At 41.0% G+C, this 26896-nt stretch carries 26 protein-coding genes; 15 read left to right on the forward strand and 11 right to left on the reverse strand.

Annotation, left to right across the window (positions count from 1 at the left end; all coding sequences use genetic code 11):
• Nucleotides 1–59 precede the first annotated feature (59 nt).
• From EGX73_RS09610 to EGX73_RS09635, 6 genes are all read right to left on the reverse strand, one after another.
• On the reverse strand, nt 60–623 hold the full coding sequence (locus tag EGX73_RS09610; RefSeq protein ID WP_029487175.1) for a TIGR01440 family protein: 564 nt from the start codon (nt 621–623) through the stop codon (nt 60–62).
• Between the two features lies 1 nt (nt 624).
• Entirely contained in the window at nt 625–1104 is a 480-nt protein-coding gene (locus EGX73_RS09615) for an ECF transporter S component (RefSeq protein ID WP_041119487.1), read from the reverse strand.
• On the reverse strand, nt 1086–1892 hold the full coding sequence (gene thiD / locus EGX73_RS09620) for a bifunctional hydroxymethylpyrimidine kinase/phosphomethylpyrimidine kinase (protein WP_005471903.1): 807 nt from the start codon (nt 1890–1892) through the stop codon (nt 1086–1088). The genes EGX73_RS09615 and thiD overlap by 19 nt, the downstream gene beginning before the upstream one ends.
• Before the next feature lie 98 nt (nt 1893–1990).
• Nucleotides 1991–3514, reverse strand: a complete 1524-nt coding sequence (zwf, locus tag EGX73_RS09625; RefSeq protein ID WP_003127654.1) for a glucose-6-phosphate dehydrogenase — start codon at nt 3512–3514, stop codon at nt 1991–1993.
• Between the two features lie 12 nt (nt 3515–3526).
• Nucleotides 3527–4174: a metal-dependent transcriptional regulator gene (locus EGX73_RS09630; RefSeq protein WP_005471905.1), complete on the reverse strand. Its 648-nt coding sequence runs from the start codon at nt 4172–4174 to the stop codon at nt 3527–3529.
• A gap of 194 nt (nt 4175–4368) precedes the next feature.
• Nucleotides 4369–5604 carry an aminopeptidase gene (locus tag EGX73_RS09635; RefSeq protein ID WP_003127656.1) on the reverse strand — a complete coding sequence of 412 codons (1236 nt, stop codon included), beginning with the start codon at nt 5602–5604 and terminating at the stop codon, nt 4369–4371.
• A 231-nt stretch (nt 5605–5835) separates the two neighbouring features.
• Here EGX73_RS09635 and EGX73_RS09640 point away from each other — a divergent pair, with 231 nt between their 5' ends.
• Nucleotides 5836–6423 carry a TetR/AcrR family transcriptional regulator gene (locus tag EGX73_RS09640; RefSeq protein WP_003127658.1) on the forward strand — a complete coding sequence of 196 codons (588 nt, stop codon included), beginning with the start codon at nt 5836–5838 and terminating at the stop codon, nt 6421–6423.
• 68 nt (nt 6424–6491) lie between these two features.
• On the opposite strand, the gene EGX73_RS09645 is transcribed toward EGX73_RS09640, so the two are convergent.
• Nucleotides 6492–6932 (reverse strand): flavodoxin, encoded by a 441-nt coding sequence (locus EGX73_RS09645; RefSeq protein ID WP_003127659.1) that lies wholly within the window; start codon nt 6930–6932, stop codon nt 6492–6494.
• 171 nt (nt 6933–7103) lie between these two features.
• Here EGX73_RS09645 and map point away from each other — a divergent pair, with 171 nt between their 5' ends.
• The 3 genes from map to EGX73_RS09660 are packed head-to-tail and all read left to right on the forward strand — an operon-like array spanning nt 7104 to nt 10055.
• Complete coding sequence (map, locus tag EGX73_RS09650) at nt 7104–7868, forward strand: type I methionyl aminopeptidase (RefSeq protein WP_003127660.1); 765 nt, start codon at nt 7104–7106, stop codon at nt 7866–7868.
• Between the two features lie 32 nt (nt 7869–7900).
• Nucleotides 7901–8824, forward strand: a complete 924-nt coding sequence (locus EGX73_RS09655; protein ID WP_003127661.1) for a YihY/virulence factor BrkB family protein — start codon at nt 7901–7903, stop codon at nt 8822–8824.
• A gap of 19 nt (nt 8825–8843) precedes the next feature.
• Nucleotides 8844–10055 (forward strand): glycosyltransferase family 4 protein, encoded by a 1212-nt coding sequence (locus EGX73_RS09660; protein ID WP_003127662.1) that lies wholly within the window; start codon nt 8844–8846, stop codon nt 10053–10055.
• 92 nt (nt 10056–10147) lie between these two features.
• On the opposite strand, the gene EGX73_RS09665 is transcribed toward EGX73_RS09660, so the two are convergent.
• The gene (locus EGX73_RS09665; protein WP_003127663.1) at nt 10148–10510 is read right to left on the reverse strand and encodes an iron-sulfur cluster biosynthesis family protein; all 363 of its coding nucleotides are present in this window, start codon (nt 10508–10510) and stop codon (nt 10148–10150) included.
• 145 nt (nt 10511–10655) lie between these two features.
• On the opposite strand from EGX73_RS09665, the gene EGX73_RS09670 reads away from it, so the two are divergent.
• From EGX73_RS09670 to EGX73_RS09690, 5 genes are all read left to right on the forward strand, one after another.
• Nucleotides 10656–11642 carry an aldose epimerase family protein gene (locus EGX73_RS09670; RefSeq protein ID WP_005471910.1) on the forward strand — a complete coding sequence of 329 codons (987 nt, stop codon included), beginning with the start codon at nt 10656–10658 and terminating at the stop codon, nt 11640–11642.
• Nucleotides 11643–11756: 114 nt separating this feature from the next.
• A complete protein-coding gene (locus EGX73_RS09675) occupies nt 11757–12203 on the forward strand; it encodes a CopY/TcrY family copper transport repressor (protein ID WP_003127665.1) in 447 nt (148 codons plus the stop codon).
• A gap of 3 nt (nt 12204–12206) precedes the next feature.
• Nucleotides 12207–12416 carry a copper chaperone CopZ gene (gene copZ / locus EGX73_RS09680; RefSeq protein WP_003127666.1) on the forward strand — a complete coding sequence of 70 codons (210 nt, stop codon included), beginning with the start codon at nt 12207–12209 and terminating at the stop codon, nt 12414–12416.
• 141 nt (nt 12417–12557) lie between these two features.
• Nucleotides 12558–14654: a heavy metal translocating P-type ATPase gene (locus tag EGX73_RS09685; protein WP_123866904.1), complete on the forward strand. Its 2097-nt coding sequence runs from the start codon at nt 12558–12560 to the stop codon at nt 14652–14654.
• 196 nt (nt 14655–14850) lie between these two features.
• A complete protein-coding gene (locus EGX73_RS09690) occupies nt 14851–15369 on the forward strand; it encodes a type II toxin-antitoxin system Phd/YefM family antitoxin (RefSeq protein WP_123866905.1) in 519 nt (172 codons plus the stop codon).
• A 168-nt stretch (nt 15370–15537) separates the two neighbouring features.
• On the opposite strand, the gene EGX73_RS09695 is transcribed toward EGX73_RS09690, so the two are convergent.
• Entirely contained in the window at nt 15538–16272 is a 735-nt protein-coding gene (locus EGX73_RS09695; protein WP_040013708.1) for a DUF2087 domain-containing protein, read from the reverse strand.
• 167 nt (nt 16273–16439) lie between these two features.
• Here EGX73_RS09695 and EGX73_RS09700 point away from each other — a divergent pair, with 167 nt between their 5' ends.
• The 3 genes from EGX73_RS09700 to EGX73_RS09710 all read left to right on the forward strand — a co-directional run bounded on the left by EGX73_RS09700 (nt 16440) and on the right by EGX73_RS09710 (nt 21633).
• Nucleotides 16440–17618, forward strand: a complete 1179-nt coding sequence (locus EGX73_RS09700; RefSeq protein ID WP_123866906.1) for a pyridoxal phosphate-dependent aminotransferase — start codon at nt 16440–16442, stop codon at nt 17616–17618.
• A 532-nt stretch (nt 17619–18150) separates the two neighbouring features.
• Entirely contained in the window at nt 18151–19062 is a 912-nt protein-coding gene (locus EGX73_RS09705; protein WP_005471921.1) for a phosphate ABC transporter substrate-binding protein PstS family protein, read from the forward strand.
• Between the two features lie 120 nt (nt 19063–19182).
• Nucleotides 19183–21633, forward strand: a complete 2451-nt coding sequence (locus EGX73_RS09710; protein ID WP_123866907.1) for a GH25 family lysozyme — start codon at nt 19183–19185, stop codon at nt 21631–21633.
• A 197-nt stretch (nt 21634–21830) separates the two neighbouring features.
• On the opposite strand, the gene pnpS is transcribed toward EGX73_RS09710, so the two are convergent.
• Nucleotides 21831–23573, reverse strand: a complete 1743-nt coding sequence (gene pnpS, locus EGX73_RS09715) for a two-component system histidine kinase PnpS (RefSeq protein WP_003127673.1) — start codon at nt 23571–23573, stop codon at nt 21831–21833.
• On the reverse strand, nt 23570–24277 hold the full coding sequence (locus EGX73_RS09720) for a response regulator transcription factor (RefSeq protein WP_003127674.1): 708 nt from the start codon (nt 24275–24277) through the stop codon (nt 23570–23572). Before EGX73_RS09720 ends, pnpS begins: the two co-directional genes overlap by 4 nt.
• 143 nt (nt 24278–24420) lie before the next feature.
• Between EGX73_RS09720 and EGX73_RS09725 the strand changes: the two genes are divergently transcribed.
• The 3 genes from EGX73_RS09725 to ffh are packed head-to-tail and all read left to right on the forward strand — an operon-like array spanning nt 24421 to nt 26655.
• On the forward strand, nt 24421–24894 hold the full coding sequence (locus EGX73_RS09725) for a DUF523 domain-containing protein (RefSeq protein ID WP_003127675.1): 474 nt from the start codon (nt 24421–24423) through the stop codon (nt 24892–24894).
• On the forward strand, nt 24884–25222 hold the full coding sequence (locus tag EGX73_RS09730) for a putative DNA-binding protein (RefSeq protein ID WP_003127676.1): 339 nt from the start codon (nt 24884–24886) through the stop codon (nt 25220–25222). The genes EGX73_RS09725 and EGX73_RS09730 overlap by 11 nt, the downstream gene beginning before the upstream one ends.
• 14 nt (nt 25223–25236) lie before the next feature.
• Complete coding sequence (gene ffh, locus EGX73_RS09735) at nt 25237–26655, forward strand: signal recognition particle protein (protein ID WP_003127677.1); 1419 nt, start codon at nt 25237–25239, stop codon at nt 26653–26655.
• The last annotated feature ends 241 nt before the right edge of the window (nt 26656–26896 follow it).

The following is a 26896-nucleotide window of genomic DNA, read 5'->3' on the forward strand; positions in this document are numbered from 1 at the left end:
CGAAGGACGAATCGTCCAAGAAGCTTAGCAGGTATCCTTCGGTTTTGTTGAATCTTTCGTCACATAGCAGATACTTTGTACTGTGCCCGCGGTCCGCCGATATATTTGGGGCGTGAGCCTAATGCAGTCACATGAGCTGCACCTAACGTTTTGATACTTGGCCGAATAGGGATCTGTACGTGTTTGACATGCATGCCGATGGCAGTATCACCAATATCGATGCCAGCTTTCGCAACGATATGCTCCACTTCAACGGGATCATCAAACAAGCGAAATGCCGCTACAGAACAAGCACCTCCCGCATGAAGTGCAGGGACAACTGCCACTTCTTCTAATTGATAATACTGAGCAGTGCTACGCTCTACAGCTAATGCACGGTTCAAGTGTTCGCATCCTTGAACCGCTAAGCGAATGCCAAGCGGATCCAACACCTCTTTAATGGTCTTAATAATGATGTAGCCTACTTCTTCGCTGGAGTTTTTGCCGATCATCCCGCCAACGACTTCGCTAGTAGAACAGCCTAAAACAAATAAATCATTTTGCGTTAAGTGTGCTGCGTCAATTACTTCAGTTGTGATGGTTACTAAGTCATTTTTAAGTTGATGAAAATCATTCATTGGAATCTTACCTCTCATTCAAAGAAAATTTTTGCGTTCGTTTTAAATAATTGACAAGCGGAAATGCTACCAATATACCAAAAACATTTTGAAGGCTATTGCTGAGAATCGAAGCAATGCCTGCTCCAAAGCCAAACATGATGGTCGTTGCTGCGGCATAGCCTAAAATCATCGTCACGCTTCCCAAACAAAGTGCCAGCAGGGGATAGTGACGAAAACGACCAGTAATGTAGCCTTGGCAGCCATGGATCAAAATAGAAAACAATGCCCATTCTGGATAACCGGACAAAAAGTCGATCATTCCGCCGCTCAAGCTGCCGACGATCGCACCTGAAGGACCGCCTAATAAAAGAGCCGTGGTATAGATGCCGGCTTCGCAAAGGGTCACGACACCTTTTGTCTGAGGAACTGGCAGGACAAATAATAAAGAAAGAGCGGTAGTCAGTGCTGTCAGCATAGCTAACCTTGTTAGTTTCTTGGTAGACATGAGGTAACTCCTTTCCTAAAATAAGCAAGTTGATCGACATTTCCTAAAGATTCTGTCAGCTGTAGCCCATTTTCAATGCCGGCAAAAACAAAGTCTTTGGCTTGCTGTACAGCATCTGTCATTGAGCGGTCAGTAGCCAAGAGCGCAGCGATGGCAGCGGATAACGTACAACCGGCGCCGTTCGTTGTCTGTTTGGGTGATTTTGGTGTCTCAAAAAAGAAAAAGTCATCCCCATCATAGAGCAGGTCGCAGGCTTGCTGCCCGTTCAGACGAGCGCCACCTTTGATCAACACAAAAGCAGGCCCAAGTGCTTTGATTTTTTTGGCAGCTATCTTCATTTCTTCCCGAGTAGTAATGGCTTGATTTGCGAAATATTCTGCTTCAACCAAATTGGGAGTAACGATAGTGGCTAAAGAAAATAAGGATTGCAGGGCGTGTTGATACTCTTGATTGGCTTTTGTCTGTCCTTCTTTAAAAGCTAAGACTGGATCTAAGATGATCGGGCAGTCTTGGGTCACTAGGAAATTTTTCACTAATTCGATCGTTTCCAGTGTATGTAATAGGCCGATTTTGATGGCTGCTAAACGGGTGAAAGCTGTAACTGAAGCTAATTGGTCCTTCAGCGTTGCAGGAGGGATATCATAAATGGTGATTTCCTCATTGATGGCTGCGACACAAGTGAGCACCATGTGACCAAAGGTATTGAATTCTTCAAAGGTCTTGATATCTGCAGTGGCACCACCACCTGCTAAGCTGTCTAAGCCAGCAATGGTCAATACTTGTTTCATTGATTCACATCCTTTAGTCTTTCGTTTTATTATAGCGAATGGAGCAAAAATAAAAACAGCCAATTGGCTGTTTTTTTACCCATCCAATTGGCTGCTGCTTATTGATTATTTAGTAAGTTCCGTTCACGATACCATTCATCTGGTTTCCAAATCCATTCAAAGCCATCAGCTGCTAATAGATCATAGGCGGCTTTTGGTCCCATGGTCCCTGCTGAATAGTTCGGAAAATCAGGTGTTTCTTTATCCCAAGCATGTCGGATGACATCGACGATGCGCCATGATTGAGCAACTTCGTCCCAATGAGTAAAGTTGGTGCCGTCCCCATTCAAAGCATCTAAGAGCAATTTTTCATAGGCTTCTGGCGTATTTTCTACGATTTCAGTACTATTGCGGTAATCTAGTTTAACAGGAAGGGTGTCGAATCCTTGACCGATTTCTTTGCCATTTAGAGAAAGTGAAAAGCCTTCCGTCGGTTGAATATAAATCGTCAAGACATTAGGTGCTAATTTCTTCTTGCTTTCGCAATCAGTCACATCTTTCTTGAAAACATTCACTGGAACTTGCTTGAAAACGATATTGATACGGGTGCCTTTCTCTGTTAAACGTTTCCCTGTGCGTACATAAAAAGGGACTCCTGACCAGCGGAAGTTGTCGATCAAAAACTTGCCTGCGACAAATGTTTCGGTGGCAGAATCTTCCGCAACATTCATTTCTTCACGATACCCAGCAAACTGCTGATCCTCTAATTGCCCGTGAGCATACTGTCCGCGGACAAAATTGGTTTTGACTTCTTCTTCTGAATAAATGCGAATCGCATTCAATGCTTTGATTTTTTCTGTACGGAGTTCTTTTTCTGAGAAAGCGACTGGTGGTTCCATAGCTAGCAAAGAGAGAATCTGCAAGATGTGGTTTTGGACCATATCCTTTAAGGCACCACTCTTATCATAATAGCCGCCGCGTTCTTCAACGCCGAGATCTTCAGCGATATTGATTTGAACATTGTCGATATAGCGGTTGTTCCATTGCGATTCAAAAATATTATTGGCAAAACGGATTGCAGAAATATTTTGGATCATTTCTTTTCCTAGATAGTGATCGATTCGATAGATCTCTTGCTCACTGAAAACTTGATTGATTTCTTCGTTCAATTGTTTCGCAGAGGCATAGTCACTTCCGAAAGGTTTTTCAATCACCACACGATGGTAGCCTTCGGTTTCAAGCATGCCTTGTGATTTTAAATGTGAGACGATGGTACCAAAGAAGTTTGGAGACATTGCCAGATAAAACAGTTGGTTTCCTTCAAGCTGATACTTCTGATCTAGAGAATCTGCAAGCTCTTTCAATGAGTCATAGTGAGTGGTATCTGTCACATCATGAGACTGATAATAAAAATGTGAAGCGAAAGTCTCAGCTTGTTCTTTTGACTCGATCAAATCTTCGATCGTTCCCATAACAACTTCACGGTAATGGTCATCTGACCAAGGACGACGAGCCGTACCGATTACAGCAAAATCCTCTTTAAGATCGCCTTTTTTATACAAACGGAAGAGGGAAGGGTAAAGTTTGCGTTGTGCAAGGTCACCGGTTCCGCCAAAAATAGTAAAAAGCACCTTTTTTTCCATCGTTTTCACTCCTTACAATTTATCTACAAAAATCGTACTAGCTGCTTTATAACTGACAGCAATTTCTTTATCCGCATTTTTAATGGTGATCGGTCCTTCGTAGGCAGCCGTATCAATGATCTCAAACTCTTCATGAATATTCAGGTCGATGGCTACCAGATAGTCCAACAATTCCCGTTCATCCAACACGCGAGCAATCCGGATCTTTGTCCCGACAGGGTAAGCACTCATCGTCGTTTTTTCTCCTTCGTGGACGGGTTGTCCCTGTTCGGGGATCATTCCGCCGTGAGGACAAAACTTAGGATGTCCTAGATAGGCTTCTAAATGATCAGCCAATGTCCCTGATGTGACATGTTCAAGTACCTCCGCATCATCGTGGACTTCATTCCAAGAATAATTCAAATGCTCCACTAAAAATACTTCCCATAAACGATGTTTACGAATGAGAGCACTTGCCGAAGCTAGTCCGCTTTCGGTCAATTGGACGCCTTGATAAGGAGAGTGTTCCACTAAGCCTTCTTTTAAAAGCTTAGAAATCATCTCGCTTACTGAAGCAGCAGACACATCCAGACCAGAAACGATTTGTTTGTTGTTGATTTTCTTCTGATCACCGCCCAATTCCAAGATGAGCTTCAAATAATCTTCGCGGTTTGGTGTCATGGTATTCATCCTCTCTTATCAAAGACTATCAAACTAAATTCTATCAAAAAAAGCCACAGATTACTACGGAAAAAACCGTGGGAAGAAGGTTTTTTATAAACCGCTTTACTTTATTCGCTTATTCTGACAGTCAGTTTTTTTAAGAAGAAGAAAACTGAGAGAATGATTCATCCTCTCAGTCTTTTTAGTGTGTATTAAGCCCAATCGCCATTTCTGAATACTGGGACTGTTGTGCCATCTTCTTTGATTCCATCGATGGACATTTGGGCAGATCCTACCATAAAGTCAACGTGTGTTTGGCTGCGGTTGAGACCAGCAGCGGCCAATTCTTCTTCGCTCATTTCTGTTCCGCCTTGTAAGCTGAATGCATAAGCCGAACCAAGAGCTAAGTGGTTTGAAGCATTTTCATCAAAAAGGGTGTTGAAGAAAATGATCCCGGATTGTGAGATTGGTGAAGGATCAGGAACAAGAGCCACTTCGCCTAAATGTTTTGCGCCTTCATCAATGGCTAATAATTTTGCTAAAACTTCTTCTCCTTGTTCTGCAGAGAAATCAACCACTTTCCCATCTTTAAAGGTGAACTTCATCCCAGAGATGATCGTTCCCGCATAGCTTAATGGTTTCGTACTTGAGATATAGCCATCGATGCGGCGACTATCAGGAGCGGTAAATACCTCTTCTGTTGGCATGTTTGCCATAAACTTTTCGCCACGGGCATTGAAGCTGCCGGCACCTTCCCATAAATGGTTCTTTGGCAAGCCGATAATAATGTCTGTGCCTGGGGCAGTATAATGCAACGCTGTGAATTGTTCTTCGTTGAGTTCATTGGCTTTTTCTTGCAACGTTTTATCATGATTCTTCCAAGCTGCCACAGGGTCTTCTTCATAGATGCGCGTTGTTTTGAAAATTTGATCCCAAAGCAAGTCTTGCGCTTCTTCTGGTGTTGCATCAGGGAAGACTTTTTGTGCCCAATCTTGACCAGCGGCTGCCACAACCGTCCAGCTCACTTTGTTGGCTTGGGTTGCTTTTCGCAAGTTAATCATGGCTTTCCCCGAGGCGGCTTGATAAGTCGCTACGCGGTCTGAATCTACACCTGCTAATGCATCGGGATTGGCTGAAACCACACTGATACGGCTCGCACCTTTTGCTACCCAATCGTCTGTTTGATCGATTTTGTATTGAGGAATCGTTTCCAAGCGATCGCTGTCGGCGTGGGCAAGAAATTCTTTTTGAACGACATCATCTGTCCATTGAACGATGACTTCTGCTGCCCCTAATGCATAGGCTTTTTTTGTCAAAAGGCGAGCCAAAGGTGCTTGATCAACAGCGATTTGGATGACGATCGTATGGCCTTTTTGAACATTGACGCCAACTTCTGTGATTAGTTGGGCATATTTCTCAAGATTTTGATTAAAATTTGGTAAAACCATTAAAATTCCTCCTAATTTTTCTAACTATAACTTTCTCTATGATAGCACTATTTTTTTTTGAAAACAAATGAAATCGAAGTCAAAAAAACAGATTTTTTCATGCTGAATTGGAAGCAAATAGGGACTAGGACAATCTTAAAAGTTGTTTTGCAATCTTAAAAAAACATGATACAATGAATAAAAGGTTTTTCTGAAAGCGATGTATAGCAGAATTAAGGAGATTAAAAAATTATGGCAAGAAAGAAAACAATTACTAGAGACCAGATTTTAAAAGCTGCCTATGAAGTTGTCGCAACCGAAGGATTCACACGTTTTACCGCACGGAATATTGCAGCGAAAATGAAGTGTTCAACCCAACCGATTTACTTAGAATTCAAAAACATGGATGACCTTAAAAGTGCCTTGATCAATCAAATTTATGATTATCTAGCAACAGAAGTATTTCCCATTGAGAGACGTGGGGACGTGATCGTCGATCTAACTTTGAATTACATTGGTTTTGCGAATAAAGAAAAACGCTTGTATCGCGCGCTTTACCTGGAAGAGTATGGCGGTGGCGATTCCATGCAAAAATTTTCTTTTGATTTATTCGTCAAATCTGTGAAAAAAGATCCGAAATATCAGGATTTAACAGAAGTCGAACTGAAATCATTGCATACGGGTGTATGGATCGTTGCCACTGGATTAGCCGCATTGATGTCTTCGGGAATTCTTCATCCGACGGAAGACCAAATTGCAAAATTGATGACCGAGACCGCAGAAAATATCATTCATCGAGAAACACCGATTGATATTTCATACAAGTCATTCGATCAATAATTAAATCATACGTAAAGAGAAAAAAGCATGTACCCAGCGTGGGATACATGCTTTTTTATGTATGCGCATCAAAGAGATGCAACGATTTTTTTCGCAAAGTCTTCTAAGTTTTGAATGTCTTCTTCTTCGGCAGCCAAATCAACTTTGACGCTTTCTGCTCCTTTGATAGCACCGGTCTTGGCAAAAGCTGCTTCAAAATCATCGACAGATTTGCAAAAATCATCGTAGAACGTGTCACCTGAACCGCAAACACCAAATGTTTTTCCACTCAGGTCTAATTCTTGCAAGTCTTCATAGAAATCAACGATCTCGTCTGGCAGTTCACCATCACCATAGGTATAAGTGGCTACAATGCAAATATCTGCCTCTTCGAATTCATCGGCATCTACTTGCGTACATTCATTGATATCTACCTCAATAGCCAGATTTTCAAGTGCTTCTGCAACGATATCAGCTATTTCTTCGGTGTTGCCTGTCATGCTTGCGTAAACGATTTTAGCTAAAGTCATAAATAAGTCCTCCGATCCTTTAACGGTCAACAGTAAAAACCCTCTCTGATTATAGCAAACCCAGTCAAGAATAACAATTCTTGAAAAAAGTCTTAGGTGAATCAGCAGACTTTGTAAAATTCTTGCTTTCTATGGTAAAATAAGAGGAATTTAAATAAGGGAGACGAGAAAATGATAACATTAAAATCTGCCAGAGAGATTGATCAAATGGCTGAGTCCGGCGCATTACTTGCGGACGTTCATAAACAACTTCGTACGTTTATTAAACCAGGGATCACTAGCTGGGATATCGAAGTATTTGTGAGAAATTATATTGAAAGCCATGGCGGAATCGCTGCACAGATCGGCTTTGAAGATTATAAATATGCGACTTGCTGCAGCATCAACAATGAGATTTGTCATGGGTTTCCCCGAAAAAAAGTATTAAAAAATGGTGATCTGATCAAAGTAGATATGTGTATTGATCTAAAAGGCGGAATCTCCGATTCTTGCTGGAGTTATGTCGTAGGTGAATCGACCCCAGAAATCGATCGTTTAATGGAAGTAACGAAAAAAGCGATGTATTTGGGAATCGAACAAGCACAAGTTGGGAATCGAATCGGTGATATTGGTCATGCGATCCAAACGTATGCGGAAGGTGAAGGCTATGGTGTTGTCCGTGATTTTGTCGGTCATGGCATTGGTCCAACGATCCACGAAGCACCAATGATTCCTCATTATGGCGAAGCAGGGAAAGGCCTGCGCTTGAAAGAAGGGATGGTCATCACGATCGAGCCGATGATCAACACAGGAACTTGGAAAATGAAGATGGATCCAAATGGTTGGACAGCGTACACACTTGATGGTGGATTGAGTTGTCAATATGAGCATAGCTTAGCTATCACAAAAGATGGTCCACGGATCTTGACTTCTCAAGGAGAAGAAGGAACCTACTAGAAAAGAATGGACGGATGTCGGAGGAACCCCAAATGAAATGGATCGATAAGGCGAAAAGCAATCAAAAGCTTATGCGATTTATAGAAACGACACAAACGCGGATCACGGAATCTGAAATGGGAACGACCTCAGTTGTCGTAGCCTATTATTTATTACTATCCTTGTTTCCATTGCTGATCGCGATCGGAAACTTGCTGCCTTTTCTTTCAATCGCTCCTAGTAACGTGCTGCCCTATGTCCAAGAATTGATTCCTGGTCAAGTGTATGAATTTATCGGACCGGCCATTGAGAATTTGCTGACTTCTGGTTCCGGCGGCTTGTTGTCTATTTCGGCACTTGCAGCTCTTTGGTCAGCCAGCCAAAGCATCAATGCATTACAAATTGCCATGAACAAAGCGTTTGGTGTCGATCAGCGTTCGAACTTTATTGTTGTTCGTGCGGTCTCTTTTGTCATTATTCTCTTGTTTATGATTGCAATCGTAGGTGTGACGATGGTTATTGGTTTAGGGAAGATCATTTTGGACTTTCTACAACCAATCTTCCATATTCAAGATGATTTGATTGCTACCTTCCAAACTGTCAAATGGCCTTTGACGATCATTGCGTTGCTGTTTATCTTGATGCTAATCTACTGGTTGGTGCCTAATGCCAAAGTAAAACTTCGGTCAACGCTTCCTGGCGCAGTATTTGCTACGGCGGGCTGGATGTTGCTGTCGCAAGTGTTCGGCTTATATGCCCGCTTTTTTGCTGCTAGGATCAGCGGCTATCAAATCATCGGGAGTTTCATTGTGTTGATGATTTGGCTGAATCTGGCAGCAACGATCATTATTTTAGGCGGCATCATCAACGCAGTTGTGGAAGAATATTTATCGGGACAAGAGATCAAAGAACGAAAAGATCCCGTGGAACGTATCTCATCAAAACTTGAAGATACATTTTCCAATAAGGAGAAATAAATGAAAGTGAGAATGAGCGATGGAATTTGCATTTAAATTTATTGTACGTCTTTTCATCACGATGATCATATCTTTGATATTGACGCCCATCATTAAATTGATATCCTTTAAAATTGGTGCAGTCGATCGCCCAGGAGAACGACGAATCAACACCAAAACAATGCCTACAGCAGGAGGACTTAGTATTTTCCTGTCCTTCTCTTTTGCCTTGCTTTGGGAATTTCGCGAAATGATCCCATTTAACTATGTCTGGCCAATGCTCTTAGGAGCCGCGATCGTTGTAGTGACTGGTTTGCTTGACGATATCTTTGAGCTCTCTCCATTACAAAAGGTCTGTGGGTTAACGCTAGCGGCTTTAGAAATCTATTTTGTGGCGGGGATCAAGATCAGTACTGTGTCGATTCCTTATATCGGTGTATTCGATTTAGGGTGGTTAGGCCTGCCAATGACAATTTTATGGATATTGGCAATCACAAATGCTGTCAATTTGATTGATGGGTTAGATGGACTGGCTAGTGGAGTATCGATCATCAGTTTGATAACGATTGGGATTATCAGTTACTTCTTTTTGCCTGATTCAGTAGCTGTTTCAATGGTGATCTTTACTTTAGTCGCTGCCATCGTGGGATTCTTTCCCTATAACTTTTATCCAGCAACGATTTTTCTGGGTGATACGGGTGCTTTATTCTTAGGGTTTATGATTTCCGTTCTCTCATTGCAAGGGTTGAAGAATGCGACGTTTATTACCGTGATCACGCCTATGCTGATTCTGGGCGTACCAATCACCGATACTGTCTATGCGATGATTCGACGGAAGTTCAACAAACAAAAAATTTCTTCTGCTGATAAAATGCATCTTCATCATCGCTTGCTTTCTTTAGGATTTACTCATCGGGGAGCAGTATTGACAATCTATGCGTTAGCAATGGTATTTTCTTTTATTGCACTGTTGATGAACTATGCCAGTAATACGGCAATTATTCTACTGATCATTAGTACCGCATTTGGGATTGAATTATTTATTGAATTGATTGGTTTGGTGGGAGAGAATCGCCAACCATTGATGTGCGCCTTGAAATTTCTAGGTAATCGGCGCTTTCGTCAGGAAGTTTTGACTAAGAGAACAGGCGACTCACTAGAAACAACCGAGGAGCCAATAAAGGAACCAACAGAATCAAAAACCCCTCAGCGGACCTCGCGCAGAAAACGACGGGCTAGGCATAAAAAATAATCTCGGTCCATCAGTAAAAGAACGATCCTTACATGACATGTTCAGTTGAAGCTGAAAGTCACGTGTGGGTCGTTCTTTTTTTGTATCTATCCCTAAAAGGATTGTTTGCGCAAATCGATTATTTCAACGTTACGATCGACAACGCCAGATTCTGTTTCTAACATAATCGATTGGAAACGCTCATTTAAATTAAGCTTTGGTTCTTGGTCGAAATAATTGGCTGTATAGTCTTTGATATAAATAGGTCCAACCGCAGATGAGAGAGTAATGGTGTAAGGTGCGGGAACCTCTTTGTCTGAGACCAGCAAGAAACGAAAACTTGTATCGAGAGAACAGATCCCTAATTTCGAATAAGGTCCGACACCGTCATCCAGATCCAGCAGTAAAGCACCCTCATTGCTATGATATCCTTCTAGTTTGTTGATGACTGCTTGTGACATTTTTAGTTCCATCATGTGTTCCTCCTTCTTTCTCTTCAATTTCATTCTAAGAGCATTTCCCTCAGAACAAAAGTAATCTGCTTTCAGCTTATTGACGTCTTGAGGCTAAAACGTCTATACTGAATGAGAAGTTATTTCAGTGAAGAAAGAAGGATGGTCAATGCCAAGTGTACAGCAACGAGAAACAGAAAAAATGGGAACAGTTTATGAAGTTGAAAATGATAGCGGTGTCAAACTTGTAACAAGCCCGGAAGGAGCACGCTTACTGGATTGGATCGTGCCGATTGATGGCGGCCGAGACTTAGTTGTTGGGTATGATACGATCGCAGGACACCAGAAAGCGCGTTATTATGGCGCAACGATTGGGCCAGTTGCCGGCAGAATTGCAGGAACCCGATTTACTATCGACGGGAAAGAGTATCAAACAGAAGATAATGATAATGGCAATACATTGCATGGCGGATTTAAGGGATTGGATACCGATACTTGGAAAGCTGAAACATTTGAAACAGAAACCGCAGCTGGCGTAATTTATCGGACAGAACGCAAAGACGGCGATAGTGGATTTCCGGGCAATGTTTCATACACAGTGACTTATACATTGGAAAATGATGATTCATTTACGATTACTTACGATGCCACAACCGATCAGCCTACACTATATAATCCCACGAATCATGGCTATTTCAATTTGACCGGTGACACTAGAAATCCAATCGATGATCACATGGTTCAAATCAATGCAGAATATGTGGCTGAAACGAATCCTGATGTCACAACAACAGGAAAAAAACAACCTGTTGCTGATACGAAGTTTGACTTTCGTGTAGCGCGAAAAATGGGCACAACATTACTTGATGATCCATTCTTATTGGATCATACTCAGGACTGGGACTTGAAAGTGACGAGCCCTGATGAAAAAGTTTCCATCACAGTTACAACGGATCGACCGGCTGTAGTCATCTATACCACACGAGATGGCGAAGAAGGAGCACCAATGAAAACCGGACCTTTTGCAAACCATGGCGGAATGGCTATTGAGACCCAAGGCGTTCCTGGAACAGAAAAATATCCTCAGTTTGGGGAGATCCTCTTACGTCCAGAAAAACCTTTCCATTCTGTGACTCGTTATCGTGTTTTTTATTAATCATAGATAATATATGACCTCTGTCAGTTGATCTCAAACACTGCAGAGGTTTTTTTTGACAATTTTCGATTACGGATGTAAACTTAAATCGTGAACAAGCAAGGAGGAAAAAATATGCAATCATCAAGTGCTCCTATAAAAATCAGTGATTCCGAATGGGAGATCATGCGAGTGATTTGGACATTAGGAAAATCCGATGCCCAAGAAGTCACGGCACTTCTTAGCGAATCCAAAGACTGGAAAACAGCAACCGTTAAAACATTACTAGGCCGTCTAGTGAAAAAAGGCGTATTGCGGACAGAAACCCAAGGAAAAAAATTTGTTTATTATCCTTTGGTTTCCGAGGATGCTACGATTCAAAGTGCCACAGAGAGTTTATTCTCTCATATCTGTGCAAAAAAAATCGGCCAAACATTGGCAGAAATGATTCGTGAATCGGAACTAACGAATGAAGATCTAACAATGTTGGAAGAGGCACTGGCGCAAAAAGAACCGGTAGCCGCTATTGCTTGCAACTGTATACCGGGACAATGTCAATGTACAATGAATGAAGGAGAATAAATCATGAAAAAAATCTATCACATTGAAGGAATGAGCTGCGACCACTGTGTTGCTCGGGTAGAAAAAGCATTGTCTGAAGTGCCAGGTGTCAAAAAAGCAAAGGTAAATTTAAAGAAAGCCAATGCCAAAGTCAAATATGACGAACAACTTGTTACAGATGAAGACATCATCGCTAAAGTAACGGAGGTGGGGTACACAGCCACGGTTGAATAAGTCTCTCGCTGCTGTTCTTGAAAGATATGGAATGAAAAAAGTTCATTTAATTGTTTGCGGAAAGACGGTAGGCAACTTCTGTCACCCCCCAACGCGTTCCAGCAGGGCGCAAAACTTTCCAGCAAAAAGGAGGAGTTTGAGATGAGCCATAACGAAATGGACGGAGGACATTCGGAAATGGATCACAGTAAGATGGATCACAGTAAGATGGATCACAGTAAGATGGATCATAGTAAGATGGATCATAGCCACATGGATCATGGCATGAGTGGAATGGATCATAGTATGCATATGGGGAATTTCAAACAAAAGTTTTGGCTTTCCTTGGTTTTAGCAATCCCGATTATTCTTTTATCCCCTATGATGGGGCTTGAATTGCCTTTTCAGTTCACTTTTCCAGGGTCTGACTGGCTAGTGATGATTTTAGCCACGATTTTGTTCTTCTATGGCGGTCAGCCTTTCTTGAGCGGAGCGAAGATGGAACTGCAGCAAAAGAGTCCAGCAATGATGACGTTGATTGCTATGGGGATCACAGTCTCTTATGTCTATAGTATTTACGCGTTTATCGCGAATCATTTCATGCATGGCGCACATGTCATGGACTTCTTTTGGGAACTGGCTTCATTGATCGTGATCATGCTTTTAGGACATTGGATCGAGATGAACGCTGTGTCCAATGCAGGGAATGCATTGCAAAAATTAGCTGAATTATTGCCTGATGAAGTAACTCGCAAAAAGGCAGATGGTTCTGAAGAAAAGATACCACTGGACACAGTGAAGAAAAATGATCGTTTGATCGTACGAGCGGGTGACAAAATCCCTACAGACGGTATCATCAAAGAAGGGGCAACCACGATTGATGAATCCGCAGTTACGGGTGAGTCCCGTAGAGTAGCGAAAGAGTCCGGTTCGAAGGTAATCGGGGGTTCCGTAAATGGAAATGGAACGATTACTATTGAAGTAACAGGAACCGGTGATGAGAGCTATCTTTCAAAAGTAATGGAAATGGTTCGTCAAGCGCAGGCGGATAAATCAAAATTGGAAGCTTTGTCAGATAAAGTGGCAAAATGGTTGTTCTATATTGCATTGGTCGTCGGAATTACCGCATTTGTAATTTGGGTGTTCGCAGCGGATTTGCCAACAGCGCTGGATCGGATGGTAACTGTTTTTGTCATTGCCTGTCCTCATGCACTTGGATTAGCCATTCCGTTGGTTGTCGCACGTTCGACATCAATTGCTGCTAAAAACGGCTTATTGTTAAAAAATCGTAATGCACTGGAAAATGCCCATGATCTAGACTATTTGTTACTTGATAAAACCGGTACTTTAACACAAGGAACTTTCTCGGTCACAGGAATTGAAAGCTTTGGTGACTATACAGCAGATGAACTACTAGCCTATCTAGCAGGGCTGGAACAATCGGCCAATCATCCTATTGCTGATGGCATCTTAGCGCAAGCAAAAAAGGAAAATGTTCAGCCGAAGGAAGCGACTGGAATCCAAGCGCATTCTGGTATCGGGATCGAAGGGATGATTGCTGGGGAGAAATGGCAGATCGTCAATCAAAAAGGGATCGAAAAGTATCAGACAACCATTGATCCGGACCAATTGAATAAATATCAAGAACAAGGGAACACCATTAGCTACTTGGTGAAAGGCAATCAAGTCGAAGGGCTCGTAGCTTTGGGAGACAAAATCAAACCAGAGGCGGTAAAATTCATCGAAACATTGAAGAAACAGGGGATTACACCAGTGATGTTAACTGGAGACAATCAAGCAGCTGCTAAGGCAGTGGCAACTTATCTAGGCATCGATGAGTATTTTGCTGAATTATTGCCAGAAGATAAAGAACGAATCGTTGCTGATTATCTGAATAAGAAACAACGGGTAGCGATGGTTGGTGATGGTATCAATGATGCACCAAGCTTGGCTCGGGCAACGATCGGTATTGCTATCGGCGCTGGAACAGATGTCGCGATTGATTCCGCAGATGTTGTTTTGACCAATAGTAACCCTAATGATATTCTGCATTTTCTTGAGCTGGCTCATAAAACTAGACGAAAAATGATTCAAAACCTTTGGTGGGGAGCAGGGTACAATATTGTGACGATTCCCTTAGCTGCAGGAATCCTAGCACCAATTGGTATCATTTTAAATCCCGCTGTCGGCGCCGTTTTGATGTCACTAAGCACAATCGTAGTAGCAATCAATGCTATGACACTCAAAATTGATGAGTGACAAAAAACCGAATCGTTTGTTTCCATTGATTCTCTTGTAAGAAGGAGAACGACCGAAACAAACTGATTCGGTTTTTTAGTCAGTTGAGAATCGAAGATTCTTTGGTAATTTAACGGCAAAGCCGTCGAAATAAACCTACAATCGACCAGTGACTTTATGCTATAATGTGTTCGTTGAGACAAGGAGGACGTTGAGAATGGAACTGAAGAAGTTAGAGGTTCCCACTACTTCGATCACTGAAGTAAAAAAATCTCCGATGGATGTATTTAATCAAGCGAGAGAAGCGGGAACAGCAGTATATGTATTCAATCGTGAAAAAGTGGCGGGGGTCATGCTGACACAAGAGCAATATGAAACACTCTTACAGGAACTGGATCAACGGCCATTAGTGGAAGAAGAGCCGGATCAACCAGCTGTGGCGGGATTGGAAGAATTCTTACAGATTATGCGGCAAGCATTGATCACAGGGGCAACGATTTCTGCAAAAAATTTGGACGAACGAATGGTCGCATTAGGCTTTATTACCCGCAAAACAGGCTTTGGCGGTGTAGTTGACATGATCAATGAATTAAAAGAAACCGGAAAGATTGTCTATCAATTGCGCAAAAAGCCCGATGGAAAATCTGTCAGTGCCGAAGTCATCGGCGAGCAAGACAATCAAACGCAGCTTTTTGATAAATTGATCATCAAAAAAATATTCCTTAAAGAAAACTAACAGTTATGCTGCAGCATAACTGTTTTTTTGCGTAAGTGTAATAGTGTGAGTTTAGTCGATACCGATAGAAATAATGGCTGAGACAAAAGGTGTGAAAAGGATACTCCTGATTAGGATCAAAAAGTACCATCAGATAACAGCTAAGTCTCAGCCTTTTTCAGCGACCCACTAAGCAACCGTCAACCAATAGGTTTTACCATCTTTGGTTCGCTGCATGAATCCGTATTCGATCAAATAGCGGCGAACAGTGACGTAGTCAGCAATAAACTGTTTCAAAATATCATTGACGGCACTTTCGGAATAATTTTTCTGAGAATCAAATTTTTGAGCCAAAACACTCAATACCACGATTTTGCGTTTTTCCTTACTTGGGAATTGATGAATCACCCCATCTTGATCGAAGTAAGTCGCAATGATTTTTTCTCTTTCTTCGCTGGTGATTGCATAACGATCATCCAACATGGTTGCTCCTGTATGGGGAAGAACAAAATCTTGTTCCTCTAAATGTGCCATAATACTTAAAAAGACTTTCGCTTGCCGTTCTTTTTCTTTTAATTTAAAGCGGTGATTTCGTACTGTCGAATTAGAGATACCTAGACGTTGCGCGATGACGGCATCGCTGAGTCCTTGCGCAAATAATGATAAGATCTCTTGTTGGCTTTCTGACAAACCTGTCTGCTCGCGACTTAATGACAGCAATGCATTCAGTAAACCACCATGGACCTCATTTAGATGTAATAAGATGCATTTTTTGGCGGTATAAAAGCGATCAGAGGTTGGATAAATCTGTCCTTTTTCATAATTAACATCGCAGAATAGGCATTGATAATGTGTTTTTGTGGAACGATACCCATGTTCATAGTCAGACAAAGAGGTGGCGGGAATAGTTTTCACTTTAATCATCTCCTTTTGTTTGTTTATATACTAACATTTATAAATATCGTTTGCAAATATATAAACAGATGGATTTTTTATTTTTTGTTTTAGCGAAAGTATTAAATTACGGATCAAAATGTGATAGGATTAACAGCAATAACAAAAGGTAACTTTGTGTGGATAGGAGTGATACGATGACAGATGTCAGTCAACGTTTTAACAAAGAAGTCTATCAAATTGCTGTTTCTTTGATTCGAAAATTTGATGAGCGGGTATCTGGTATACCAGATATTTTGAAATTAACATTAGGCGAACCGGATTTCAATACACCGGATCATGTCAAAAATGCTGGTGTTCAAGCAATTGAGCAAAATTACAGCCATTACTCAGGAATGGCCGGGTTAACGGATGTTCGAGAAGCCGCAAGCCTTTTTTTAAAAGAAAAATATCAATTGAGTTATGATCCGTTATCAGAAGTATTAGTGACTATCGGTGCAACTGAAGCAATCTCTGCTTCTTTATTAGCAATTCTGGAACCAGGAGATAAAGTCCTTTTGCCAGCACCTATTTATCCCGGATATGAGCCCGTGATTCAACTAGCTCACGCTACCCCCATTTATTTAGATACCACAGCGAACGATTTTGTATTGTCACCGGAGATGTTGGAAGGGGCTTTGATTGAGCATGGGGATCAGGTCAAGGCGGTTATCTTAAATTATCCTAGTAATCCAACCGGCGTGGTTTATTCTCGTGAAGAAGTTCAAGCACTTGCGGAAGTTCTGAAAAAATATCCTGTGTTTGTCGTTAGTGATGAAATTTATAGTGAACTTTCTTACGACGCACCTCATGTATCGATCGCAGAATATTTACCGGAACAGACCATTTTGATCAATGGGTTATCAAAATCACATGCAATGACTGGCTGGCGGATTGGTTTTATCTTTGCTCCCGTTGCCTTAACTGCCCAAATTATCAAAGTTCATCAATATTTAGTAACGGCAGCCTCAACGATTTCACAAAAAGCAGCTGTAAGAGCGTTAGTTGAAGGAATCAATGATGCTGCAGTTATGAAAGCCGAGTACCGTCAGCGACGTGATTATCTCTATGAAAAAATGACAGCATTAGGTTTTGAAATCGCCAAGCCGTCAGGAGCTTTCTATTTATTTGCAAAAATCCCAACCGGTTATGAACAAGATTCGATGGCATTCTGTGTTGATTTAGCAGAAAAAAATCAATTAGCAATCATACCAGGGATTGCATTCGGACCCGAAGCCGAAGGATATGTACGCCTAAGCTACGCAGCCAGCCAAGAGAACCTGCAAGAAGCCATGAAGCGACTAAGTAATTATATGAAGAAACAACCAAATCAATAAACACATCAGAGCGTCCCAATGGGACGCTCTTTTGCTGCGAATCACTGCGATTGACACTCGAAGAGTGACAGAGCAGATGATGAGCAGTACTAGGCGATCAAAGAGAGCGTAGTCACATTCAAATGAATCACTGCGATTGACACTCGAAGAGTGGCAGAGCAGATGATGAGCAGTACTAGGCGATCAAAGAGAGCGTAGTCACATTCAAATGAATCACTGCGATTGACACTCGAAGAGTGGCATGTAAGTTCGTCTTAGCGCAAACACGCTAGAAGCCAGTGCGAAGCAAAGTAAGTGTAGCCCCAATATGGAGTCATAAAGAACAACACACAGCGGCACTTGTACCTTTTGCTTTTTAAGAAGGAACCAGGCAAGCTCTTTTCACTTCAATGAAAAGAGAGGAACAATGACGAGCGATACATTTTAATGTTTACAAAAGATTTACATGGGTTTATCTATTCTTTACTTTAAATCAATCATGGGTTTACAAGGGGTTGCTAAACTAAGCATATAACGAAAGGAGATTTAACAAATGAAAAAACTGGGATTCTTAATTTTAGCAACAGGACTATTACTAGCTGGCTGTGGAAATAGCGGATCAAATGCTGCTGATAGCGGTCAAGCATCAAATGAATCAAGTGCTTCAGGAGCAGCGTCTGGAAATGTAGAAATTTTGGCTGTTGGATCAACTGCACTACAACCATTAGTTCAAGCTGCACAAGAAAGTTTCACCTCTGAAAATCCAAACTATATGATTACTGTTCAAGGCGGCGGTAGCGGCACAGGACTGAGCCAAGTAGAAGCTGGTGCTGTAACAATCGGTAATTCTGATGTTTTTGCTGAAGAAAAAGACGGAGTAGATGCTAGCAAATTGGTAGACCATAAAGTCGCCGTAGTTGGAATGGCTCCTGTAGTGAATAAAGAAGTTGGTGTTAAAGATATCAGCAAACAGGACTTGATTGATATCTTCACTGGTAAAACCAAAAATTGGTCTGAACTTGGTGGAAAAGACCAAGAGATCGCAGTGATCAACCGTGCATCTGGTAGTGGTACACGGGCAACATTTGAAAAATGGGGACTTGACGGGGCCGAAACAATTCAAACCCAAGAACAAGACTCTTCTGGAACGGTTCGCAAAATCGTTGCAGAAACACCAGGAGCAATCAGCTATCTTGCTCTATCTTATCTGGATGATTCTTTACAAGCATTAACGATTGATGGTGTTGAAGCAACTCCAGAAAATATTGCTACAAATGACTGGAAAATTTGGTCTTACGAGCATATGTATACAAATGGCGAACCAGATGCAAACGTCAAAACATTTCTTGATTACATGTTGAGTGACGATATTCAACAAGGTGTCGTGAAAGAATTAGGATACTTACCAATCACAGAAATGAAAGTTGAACGTAGTGTTGAAGGGGAAGTTACGAATATAAACTAAGAAACTATAGTTATCAATGAATAGTCAGAGACGAAAAGGGCAAATAAATGCCCTTTTTTTCTGTATTTTTATGCTTTTTTCCTATAAAATGAAAAGGAGTAAAATTGAAAGGGGAAAAAAATGTCAAAACAGACAAAATACTTTGTATATATTTGTGCACTTTTGCCGCTACTGTTTTTAGGAGATACAGGAACTGTTTTAGCTATAGAAATTGAAAGCAGCAGTCAAACACTTACTACAGAAACAATGAATGAAACAAGTGCCTCTAACACCTCAACGACGGATAGCACAAGTACCGTGACATCAGATTCAGAGGGAGCTTCGAATACCAGTAGTTCAGAAAAGAGTAGTCAAGAAAGTACAAAAGAAGAAACACAAGCTTCAGATGAATCACAGCAAGAAACACAAGAAGAACCCGAAAAAATTTATGATGTTCAAAGTGGACTTGATCCATCGAGCAGAAATCGTTCCGATTTGAAAGAACAGGTGGGCATTCAGCGGCGTTCTCTGCGTTCAGCAGACGTCGCGTTTATTGAAGCCGGAGACCCATCGACTCCTAGTCAGGATTTTATTGATGTCTCTTCTCACAATGGCATCATTAGCGTGGAACAATACAAGATTATCAAAAGTTATGGTATTTCTTCCGTGGTTGTGAAATTGACAGAAGCTACTTCTTATCGCAATCCATTAGCAGCATCTCAAATTGCGAATGCTCAAGCGGCAGGACTGGTAGTACATGCTTATCATTACAGTTGGTTCACGACAGAAGCGCAAGCTAAAGCAGAAGCCGAGTATTTTGTCAAATATGCCAAAGAATTGAAGCTGCCAACCTCAGCTTTGATGGTTAATGATATCGAGGACAATCAAATAATGGGAAAAGCAGATCATACTGCACTTTCTAAAGTATTTGCCAATCGTATCAAAGAATTAGGCTATAGTAATACCCATCATTACACTGGGGTACTTTGGGTCACTCAAAAAGCGATCGATCCTGCTGCACTTGGCTATAGTAATGTCTGGATCGCGAATTATCCGTATGTTCCTGCAGGACAAAAATTCACGGAATATAGTGCATGGCAGTGGACCTATAATCTTTCTTTCCCAGGAGTCAGTGGGACCTTCGATATGTCTTCTGACTATAAGAAATACTTTACTGGTCAGGGGCAAGGAGGAGCAATACCAGACAACCGCTACGCTACGATTACGAAAGATAACTACACGATTTGGCAGAATTTTTCTTGGAAGAAAAAAGCAGATTCAAAAGATTATTTGGGTCAAACGTTACAAATAAAATGTCGTTACGAACATAGTAACGGTAGTACGTACTATTCATTGTATGACAGGAAAGGTACATGGGTTGGGTATCTTAATTCCACAGGTGCAAAAACAGTAGATGGCGCGCAAGGCGCTTGGCAAGCAAAAGAAAAATATGTAAAATTTCAATCCATTGGAAATGTTTATCGTGATTTTACTTTTAATTCGACCGCACCGATAACAGCTGCTATGTTGAAAAATACTTATAAAGTTACGGGAAAGTATCACCACTTTAATGGAAAAATATATGATTCTATTAAGGATATAAATGGTAATTGGATCGGGTATGTTGAAGAGAGTAAACTGACGATTCAAGGCGATCAAGGTTCAGCGATTGCAGACAATCGTTATGCAACAATAACTGGGGCAAATCATTCAATATGGCAAAATTTTTCTTGGAAATTTCTTTCAAATACTGACGTTCTTTACAATCGAACATTTAAAATAAAATGTCATTATAAACATTTGAATGGTAGTGTGTATTTATCTCTCTATGATAATAAAGACAAATGGATAGGATATATTAATGCTAACGGAACCAAAATAAGTAATAATATTTCAGCAATGGCTATACCTAGCAACAAATATGTAACAATCAATACAAAAAATTATTCCATATGGCAGAATTTTTCTGGAAAAGAAAAGATGAAGAGTTCTAAAATTTATGGGAAAACGTATCAAGTAAAATGCTACTATAATCATTTTAATGGAAGTACCTATTACTCCTTATACGATAATCACGGAATATGGCAAGGTTACATTAACAGTACAGGAGTAAAAGAGGGAGCAAGTGCTGCAGGAATGGCTATATCTAGCAACAAATATGTAACAATTAATAGCAAAAATTATTCCATATGGCAGAACTTTTTATGGAAAGAAAAAAGAAAAAGTTCCGAATTGTATGGAAAAACGTATCAAGTAAAATGCTATTATAATCATTTTAATGGAAGTACCTATTACTCCTTATACGATAACCATGGAGTATGGCAAGGGTACATCAATAGTACAGGAGTAAAAGAGGGAACAAGTGCTGCAGGGATGGCTATACCCAGCAATAAGTATGTAACGATCAATACGAAAAATTATTCTATATGGCAAAATTTTTCTGGAAAAGAGAAGATGAAAAGCTCTGAGATTTATGGAAAAACGTATCAAGTAAAGTGTTATTACAATCATTTTAATGGTAGTACTTACTATTCTTTATATGATAATCGTGGAGTATGGCAGGGATATATAAATAGTACGGGAGTAAAATAGAAAACAAATGCTAGCGTAATACTCTCATTTAAGAATAAGTATGTCACGATCAGTATAAAAGAGAGTTCCCGGTTGGCTATTAAAAAGATCAAATAAATTTTTTATGTATTATGTGACAACAAAGGTATTTGGCAAGGTTATATTAATGAATCGGCCACTCGCCAAGTAAACTAAAAAATTCAGGACTTGCGTATAGATTACGCAGGTCCTGAATTTTTTTTGGTCTCAAGAGGAAGTGTGATCGTAAACGTTGAGCCAGCCCCTGGGAAACTGTCAACTGTGATAGTGCCGCCTAACAGTTTCGTATAATCTTTAACGATGGCTAGTCCTAAGCCGGTTCCTCCTGAATTACGCGTACGAGCTTTATCTACGCGATAAAAACGTTCAAAGATCCGAACTTGATCTTCTCGATCTATACCGATCCCTTGGTCACGAACTGAAAGCTGTAATTGTTTTGCTCGATACGAATAGTCAACTTGGATGGTCCCTTGTGATTTGGAATAATTGACTGCATTTTCAATCAAATTTTTTAAGATTGGTTGCAGTAGCTCTCTTTTTGAGATGAAAATCAACTCTTCGGGACCATTGATGATAAAGGACAACTGTTTTTCTCGTGCAATTGGTTCATAGGAGCGGATGATTTGCTCAATCAATGCTCGAAGGTTGATTTCTTGTGCGGTGTAATCAAATGAATGACTATCTTTGGATAAAAGAATAATCTCTTGAATCAAATTTTCTAGACGATAGGCATCTTTTTGGATGATTTTAAGGAACGAAACCAATGTTTCTCGATCTTCTAAGGCACCATCCAATAATGTTTCCGTAAAACCAATCAAAGAAGTGACTGGCGTTTTCAATTCATGAGAAACATTACCGACGAAATCTTTTTGCATTTTTTCTAATTGACGCACCCGAGTCAGATCATAAGAGATCCCTAACAACTCATTTTCATTAAAGAGACGCAATGTTACATCAAGAACTCGCGGATGATCATCACTCAAAGCAATTTCTTCTTGTAAAGAAGGGGTCTGCTCGTTCATGTGATAAATTAATTGAATCAACTGTGTATCATGAATCACTTCAGTGAATGGTTGTGGCAATTGAGGCAATGCTTCGATCCCTAGCTGCTCTTGCATGGTAGGGTTCAGCAATAACAATCGGTCATCCTGATCAATGATAAAAACCCCGATCATCAGTTCATTCAACAGGCCATACAATTGTTGCTCAGAAGCGGCATAAGCTTGATAGGTTCGACTCATTTGTTCACTCAATTGATTGATTGTCTGGTATAAGTCATCATGCTCAGGTGTTTCTTGCATAATGATCGCCTGTTGATCAGGAGAAGAAATCATTTTTTTTAGAACAGGCAAAATAGTCTGCACAGGACGATTTCTTTGACGTAACGCATGAAACGTCAAAAAGCTGACAAATAAACAAAATAGGAGATAAACGAAAAAGATCGAACGCTGAATGGTTTGGCTTTTAGCAAAAAAAGGTGCCGTTGGTTCAGCGATCCGCAAAATTTGCTGCAAGTTGCCATCTTCTTTGACAGGGATCGCAACATACAGCAATTCTTCATTCAATGTATCACTTTTTCGCAAAGACTGGCCTAGATTACTACCTTTTAAGACTGCTTGCACTTCAGGCCGGTTGGCTCTGCTTTCTTTTAAAGACGAATCGTAAGTATCGTAGATGATCCGCCCATCCTTGTCCAATAAAGTGATCCGGCTGGAACTATCCTGTACATAGGCATCAGCAAATTGTTGCAATGTCGCTGGTTGATTATCAGAAAGGTTCAAGAAAATCGCCGCTTTTTCTTCCAAGAAGTCTACTTGTTGGGCAATCACTTGCTGGCGATAGAAGCTGCTAAGAAATTGCCAGCAGATGATAAACAGTACGGCTAATAGCAGACTCCATAGGCCATAGCCAAAGCGTTTCATGAATGAGGCTCCTGAAATTTATAACCAAATCCGCGAACTGTCACTAAATACTCGGGATGTTTCGGGTCACGTTCCAGCTTTTCGCGTAAATGACTGATATGCACATCAACGATTCGGCTTTGGCCATCAAAGTCAAAATTCCAAATGCGATTCAGCAGCGTATCGCGGTCGATCACACGGCCTTTCCGTTTCATGAAGTATATTAGCAGTTCAAACTCTTTTGGAGTCAGAAAAATCTTTTCTCCCTTGACGCTTACTTGGTAATTGGTCAAGTCTGCTAAAATGTCACCAATTTGCAACATTTCTGCTGGCTGATCCGAAAGATCTGCAGTGCCTCGCGGTTCCAACCGTCTAAAGATTGCTTTCATCCGAGCAAGCACTTCTCTAGGGCTAAAGGGCTTGGTCAAATAATCATCTGCTCCGATTTCAAGCCCAAGAATCCGATCAATCGGATCATCTTTAGCGGTTAAAACTAAAATAGGGGTCTCGATTTTTTCTTGTCGTAGTTTCTTGGTGATTTCGATACCGTCCATTTGCGGCAACATCACATCTAAGATAATGAAGTCAAAATCTTCAGATAGTGCCAGATCAACCCCCATTTTACCGTCGACAGCCGAAACGACTTGGTATCCTTCTTTTTCTAAATTGAATGTAAGTAAAGTAACGATAGATGGTTCATCATCTACCACGAGAATTTTTTTCATCATGAACTCCTTTCTTAACAAAGGAACAATCATTTTACGTTGTTCTAGCTATATTTTAGCATGAATAAAGAATTGGTACTATTGTCTACCACAAATAAATGCTATAATAAAGGACGATTTGAGAAGAAAGCTGAGGGTGTTCGATGATTGGAATCAGTGCATGTTTAGGTGGGGTCATGTGCCGCTATGACGGGCAGCATCAAGCGGTTGCTCAACTGGTTGAACTCGTTCAAACTGGTCAAGCAGTGATGGTCTGTCCAGAAGTCCTTGGCGGGTTGCCAATTCCTCGTGAGCCAGCAGAAATTGTTGGTGGGGACGGTAGAGATGTTTGGTCACAAAAAGCCAAAGTCATTACTGTCACTGGAGAAGATGTCTCAGAACAATTTATGAACGGCGCAAAGCTTGCCTATCAAAAATTACACGATCTTGGGATCACGCAACTGATCTTAAAAGAAAAAAGTCCTTCTTGCGGCAGTCGGATTGTTTACGACGGCAATTTTTCAGGAGTCAAAAAAGAAGGTGTTGGTGTCGCCAGTGCTTATTTTCAACAACAAGGAATGACCGTGCTGTCGGATGTCGACTGGCTTGCTGAGCAGGAGGAAAATAATGGAGATTGAAAAAACCAATCGAATGAACGCGTTGTTTGAATTTTATTCTACACTGTTAACTGAGAAGCAGATGAATTATATGGAATTGTATTATGCAGATGACTTCTCATTAGGTGAGATTGCAGAAGAATACCATGTAAGTCGGCAAGCAGTGTATGATAATATCAAACGAACGGAAAAAATTCTTGAAGACTATGAAAAAAAACTACACATGTTTTCGGATTATATGATGCGGGAAGACTTGTTGGAGCAATTATCTGAGTACACCAAGACGCACTATCCCAAAGATGAAACATTGCGCTCGTTGATCGAAGAGATCCAAGAAATCGAAGAATAAAGGAATGAAAAAAGATGGCATTTGAAAGTTTAACAGAACGCCTACAGCAGGCGATGAGCAAACTGCGTAAGAAAGGGAAAGTTTCTGAAGCAGATGTAAAAGAAATGATGCGGGAGATTCGTTTGGCTTTATTAGAAGCCGACGTTAATTTACAAGTAGTCAAGGAATTTACCAAAAATGTTCGTGAACGTGCAGTTGGAGCAGAAGTCTTAGACAGCTTATCTCCCGCGCAACAAATCGTCAAGATCGTTGATGAGGAACTGACCAAAACATTAGGTTCTGAAACAGTTGGTATTGAGAAATCACCAAAAATCCCGACTGTTATTATGATGGCTGGTCTGCAAGGGGCCGGTAAAACGACATTTGCTGGGAAATTAGCCAACCATTTGATCAAGACAGAAAATGCGCGGCCTTTGATGATCGCAGGGGACGTGTACCGTCCAGCAGCGATCGATCAGCTGAAAGTTTTAGGCCAACAATTAGATGTACCAGTTTTTGATATGGGAACCGATGTCAGTCCTGTTGAGATCGTTCGTCAAGGGATGGCATTGGCAAGAGAAAAGAAAAATGATTATGTCCTAATCGATACTGCCGGTCGTTTACACATCGATGAAACATTGATGGATGAATTGAAGCAGATCAAAGAGTTAGCACAGCCGAATGAAATCCTCTTAGTCGTTGATGCGATGACTGGACAAGATGCCGTGAATGTCGCCGACAGCTTCAATCAACAATTAGGTATTACTGGGGTCGTTATTACGAAACTAGACGGGGATACTCGTGGGGGTGCTGCGCTTTCCATTCGACAAGTGACTGGTGCGCCAATCAAATTTACCGGTACAGGGGAAAAACTGACAGACTTAGAAGTCTTTCACCCTGATCGGATGTCCAGCCGTATTTTAGGTATGGGAGACATGTTGACGCTGATCGAAAAAGCCCAACAAGATTACGACGAGAAAAAAGCAGAAGAATTAGCGCAAAAAATGAAAGAAAATTCCTTCGACTTCAATGACTTTGTTGAGCAGATCGACCAAGTGATGGGCATGGGACCTATCGAAGATCTTTTGAAGATGATTCCAGGAATGAGTCAAATGCCAGGTATCGAAAACGTCAAAGTCGATCCGAAACAAATCGCGCGTCAAAAAGCGATGGTCTATTCAATGACGCCTGCAGAACGGGAGAATCCTGATTTGCTGAATCCAAGTCGTCGTCGTCGGATCGCAGCGGGGTCTGGAAATAGCGTGGTCGAAGTCAATCGGATGATCAAACAATTCAAAGAATCCCGAAAAATGATGCAACAAATGACCAAAGGGAATATGAATATCCCGGGTATGGATCAAATGTTTGGCGGCGGTGTTAAAGGAAAATTAGGTAAAATGGCCATGAACCGAATGGTCAAAAAACAAAAGAAGAAAAAGAAAAAACGTAAATAATTAACTGAAATAAGCAAGCAGCCGTTATGCTGATCACCATGAAAAGTATCGAAAAGATTCCAGGATCATTTCTGATACTAGAAGATGGTTTGGTCGACAACGGTTGCTTTTTTCGTTTGCGGTCTTCTGTTCGTCAGTTGCTTGTTTGGAAAGGGAATACCTATCAGTTGGATCGATAGCTGAAACGTAATATAGCGACCTTTGAACATGTATCGGCTGAGCAAGGATAGATGGTTTAACT

Origin of the sequence: Enterococcus sp. FDAARGOS_553, assembly GCF_003812305.1 — a bacterium.
GTDB classification, from domain to species: domain Bacteria; phylum Bacillota; class Bacilli; order Lactobacillales; family Enterococcaceae; genus Enterococcus_D; species Enterococcus_D gallinarum.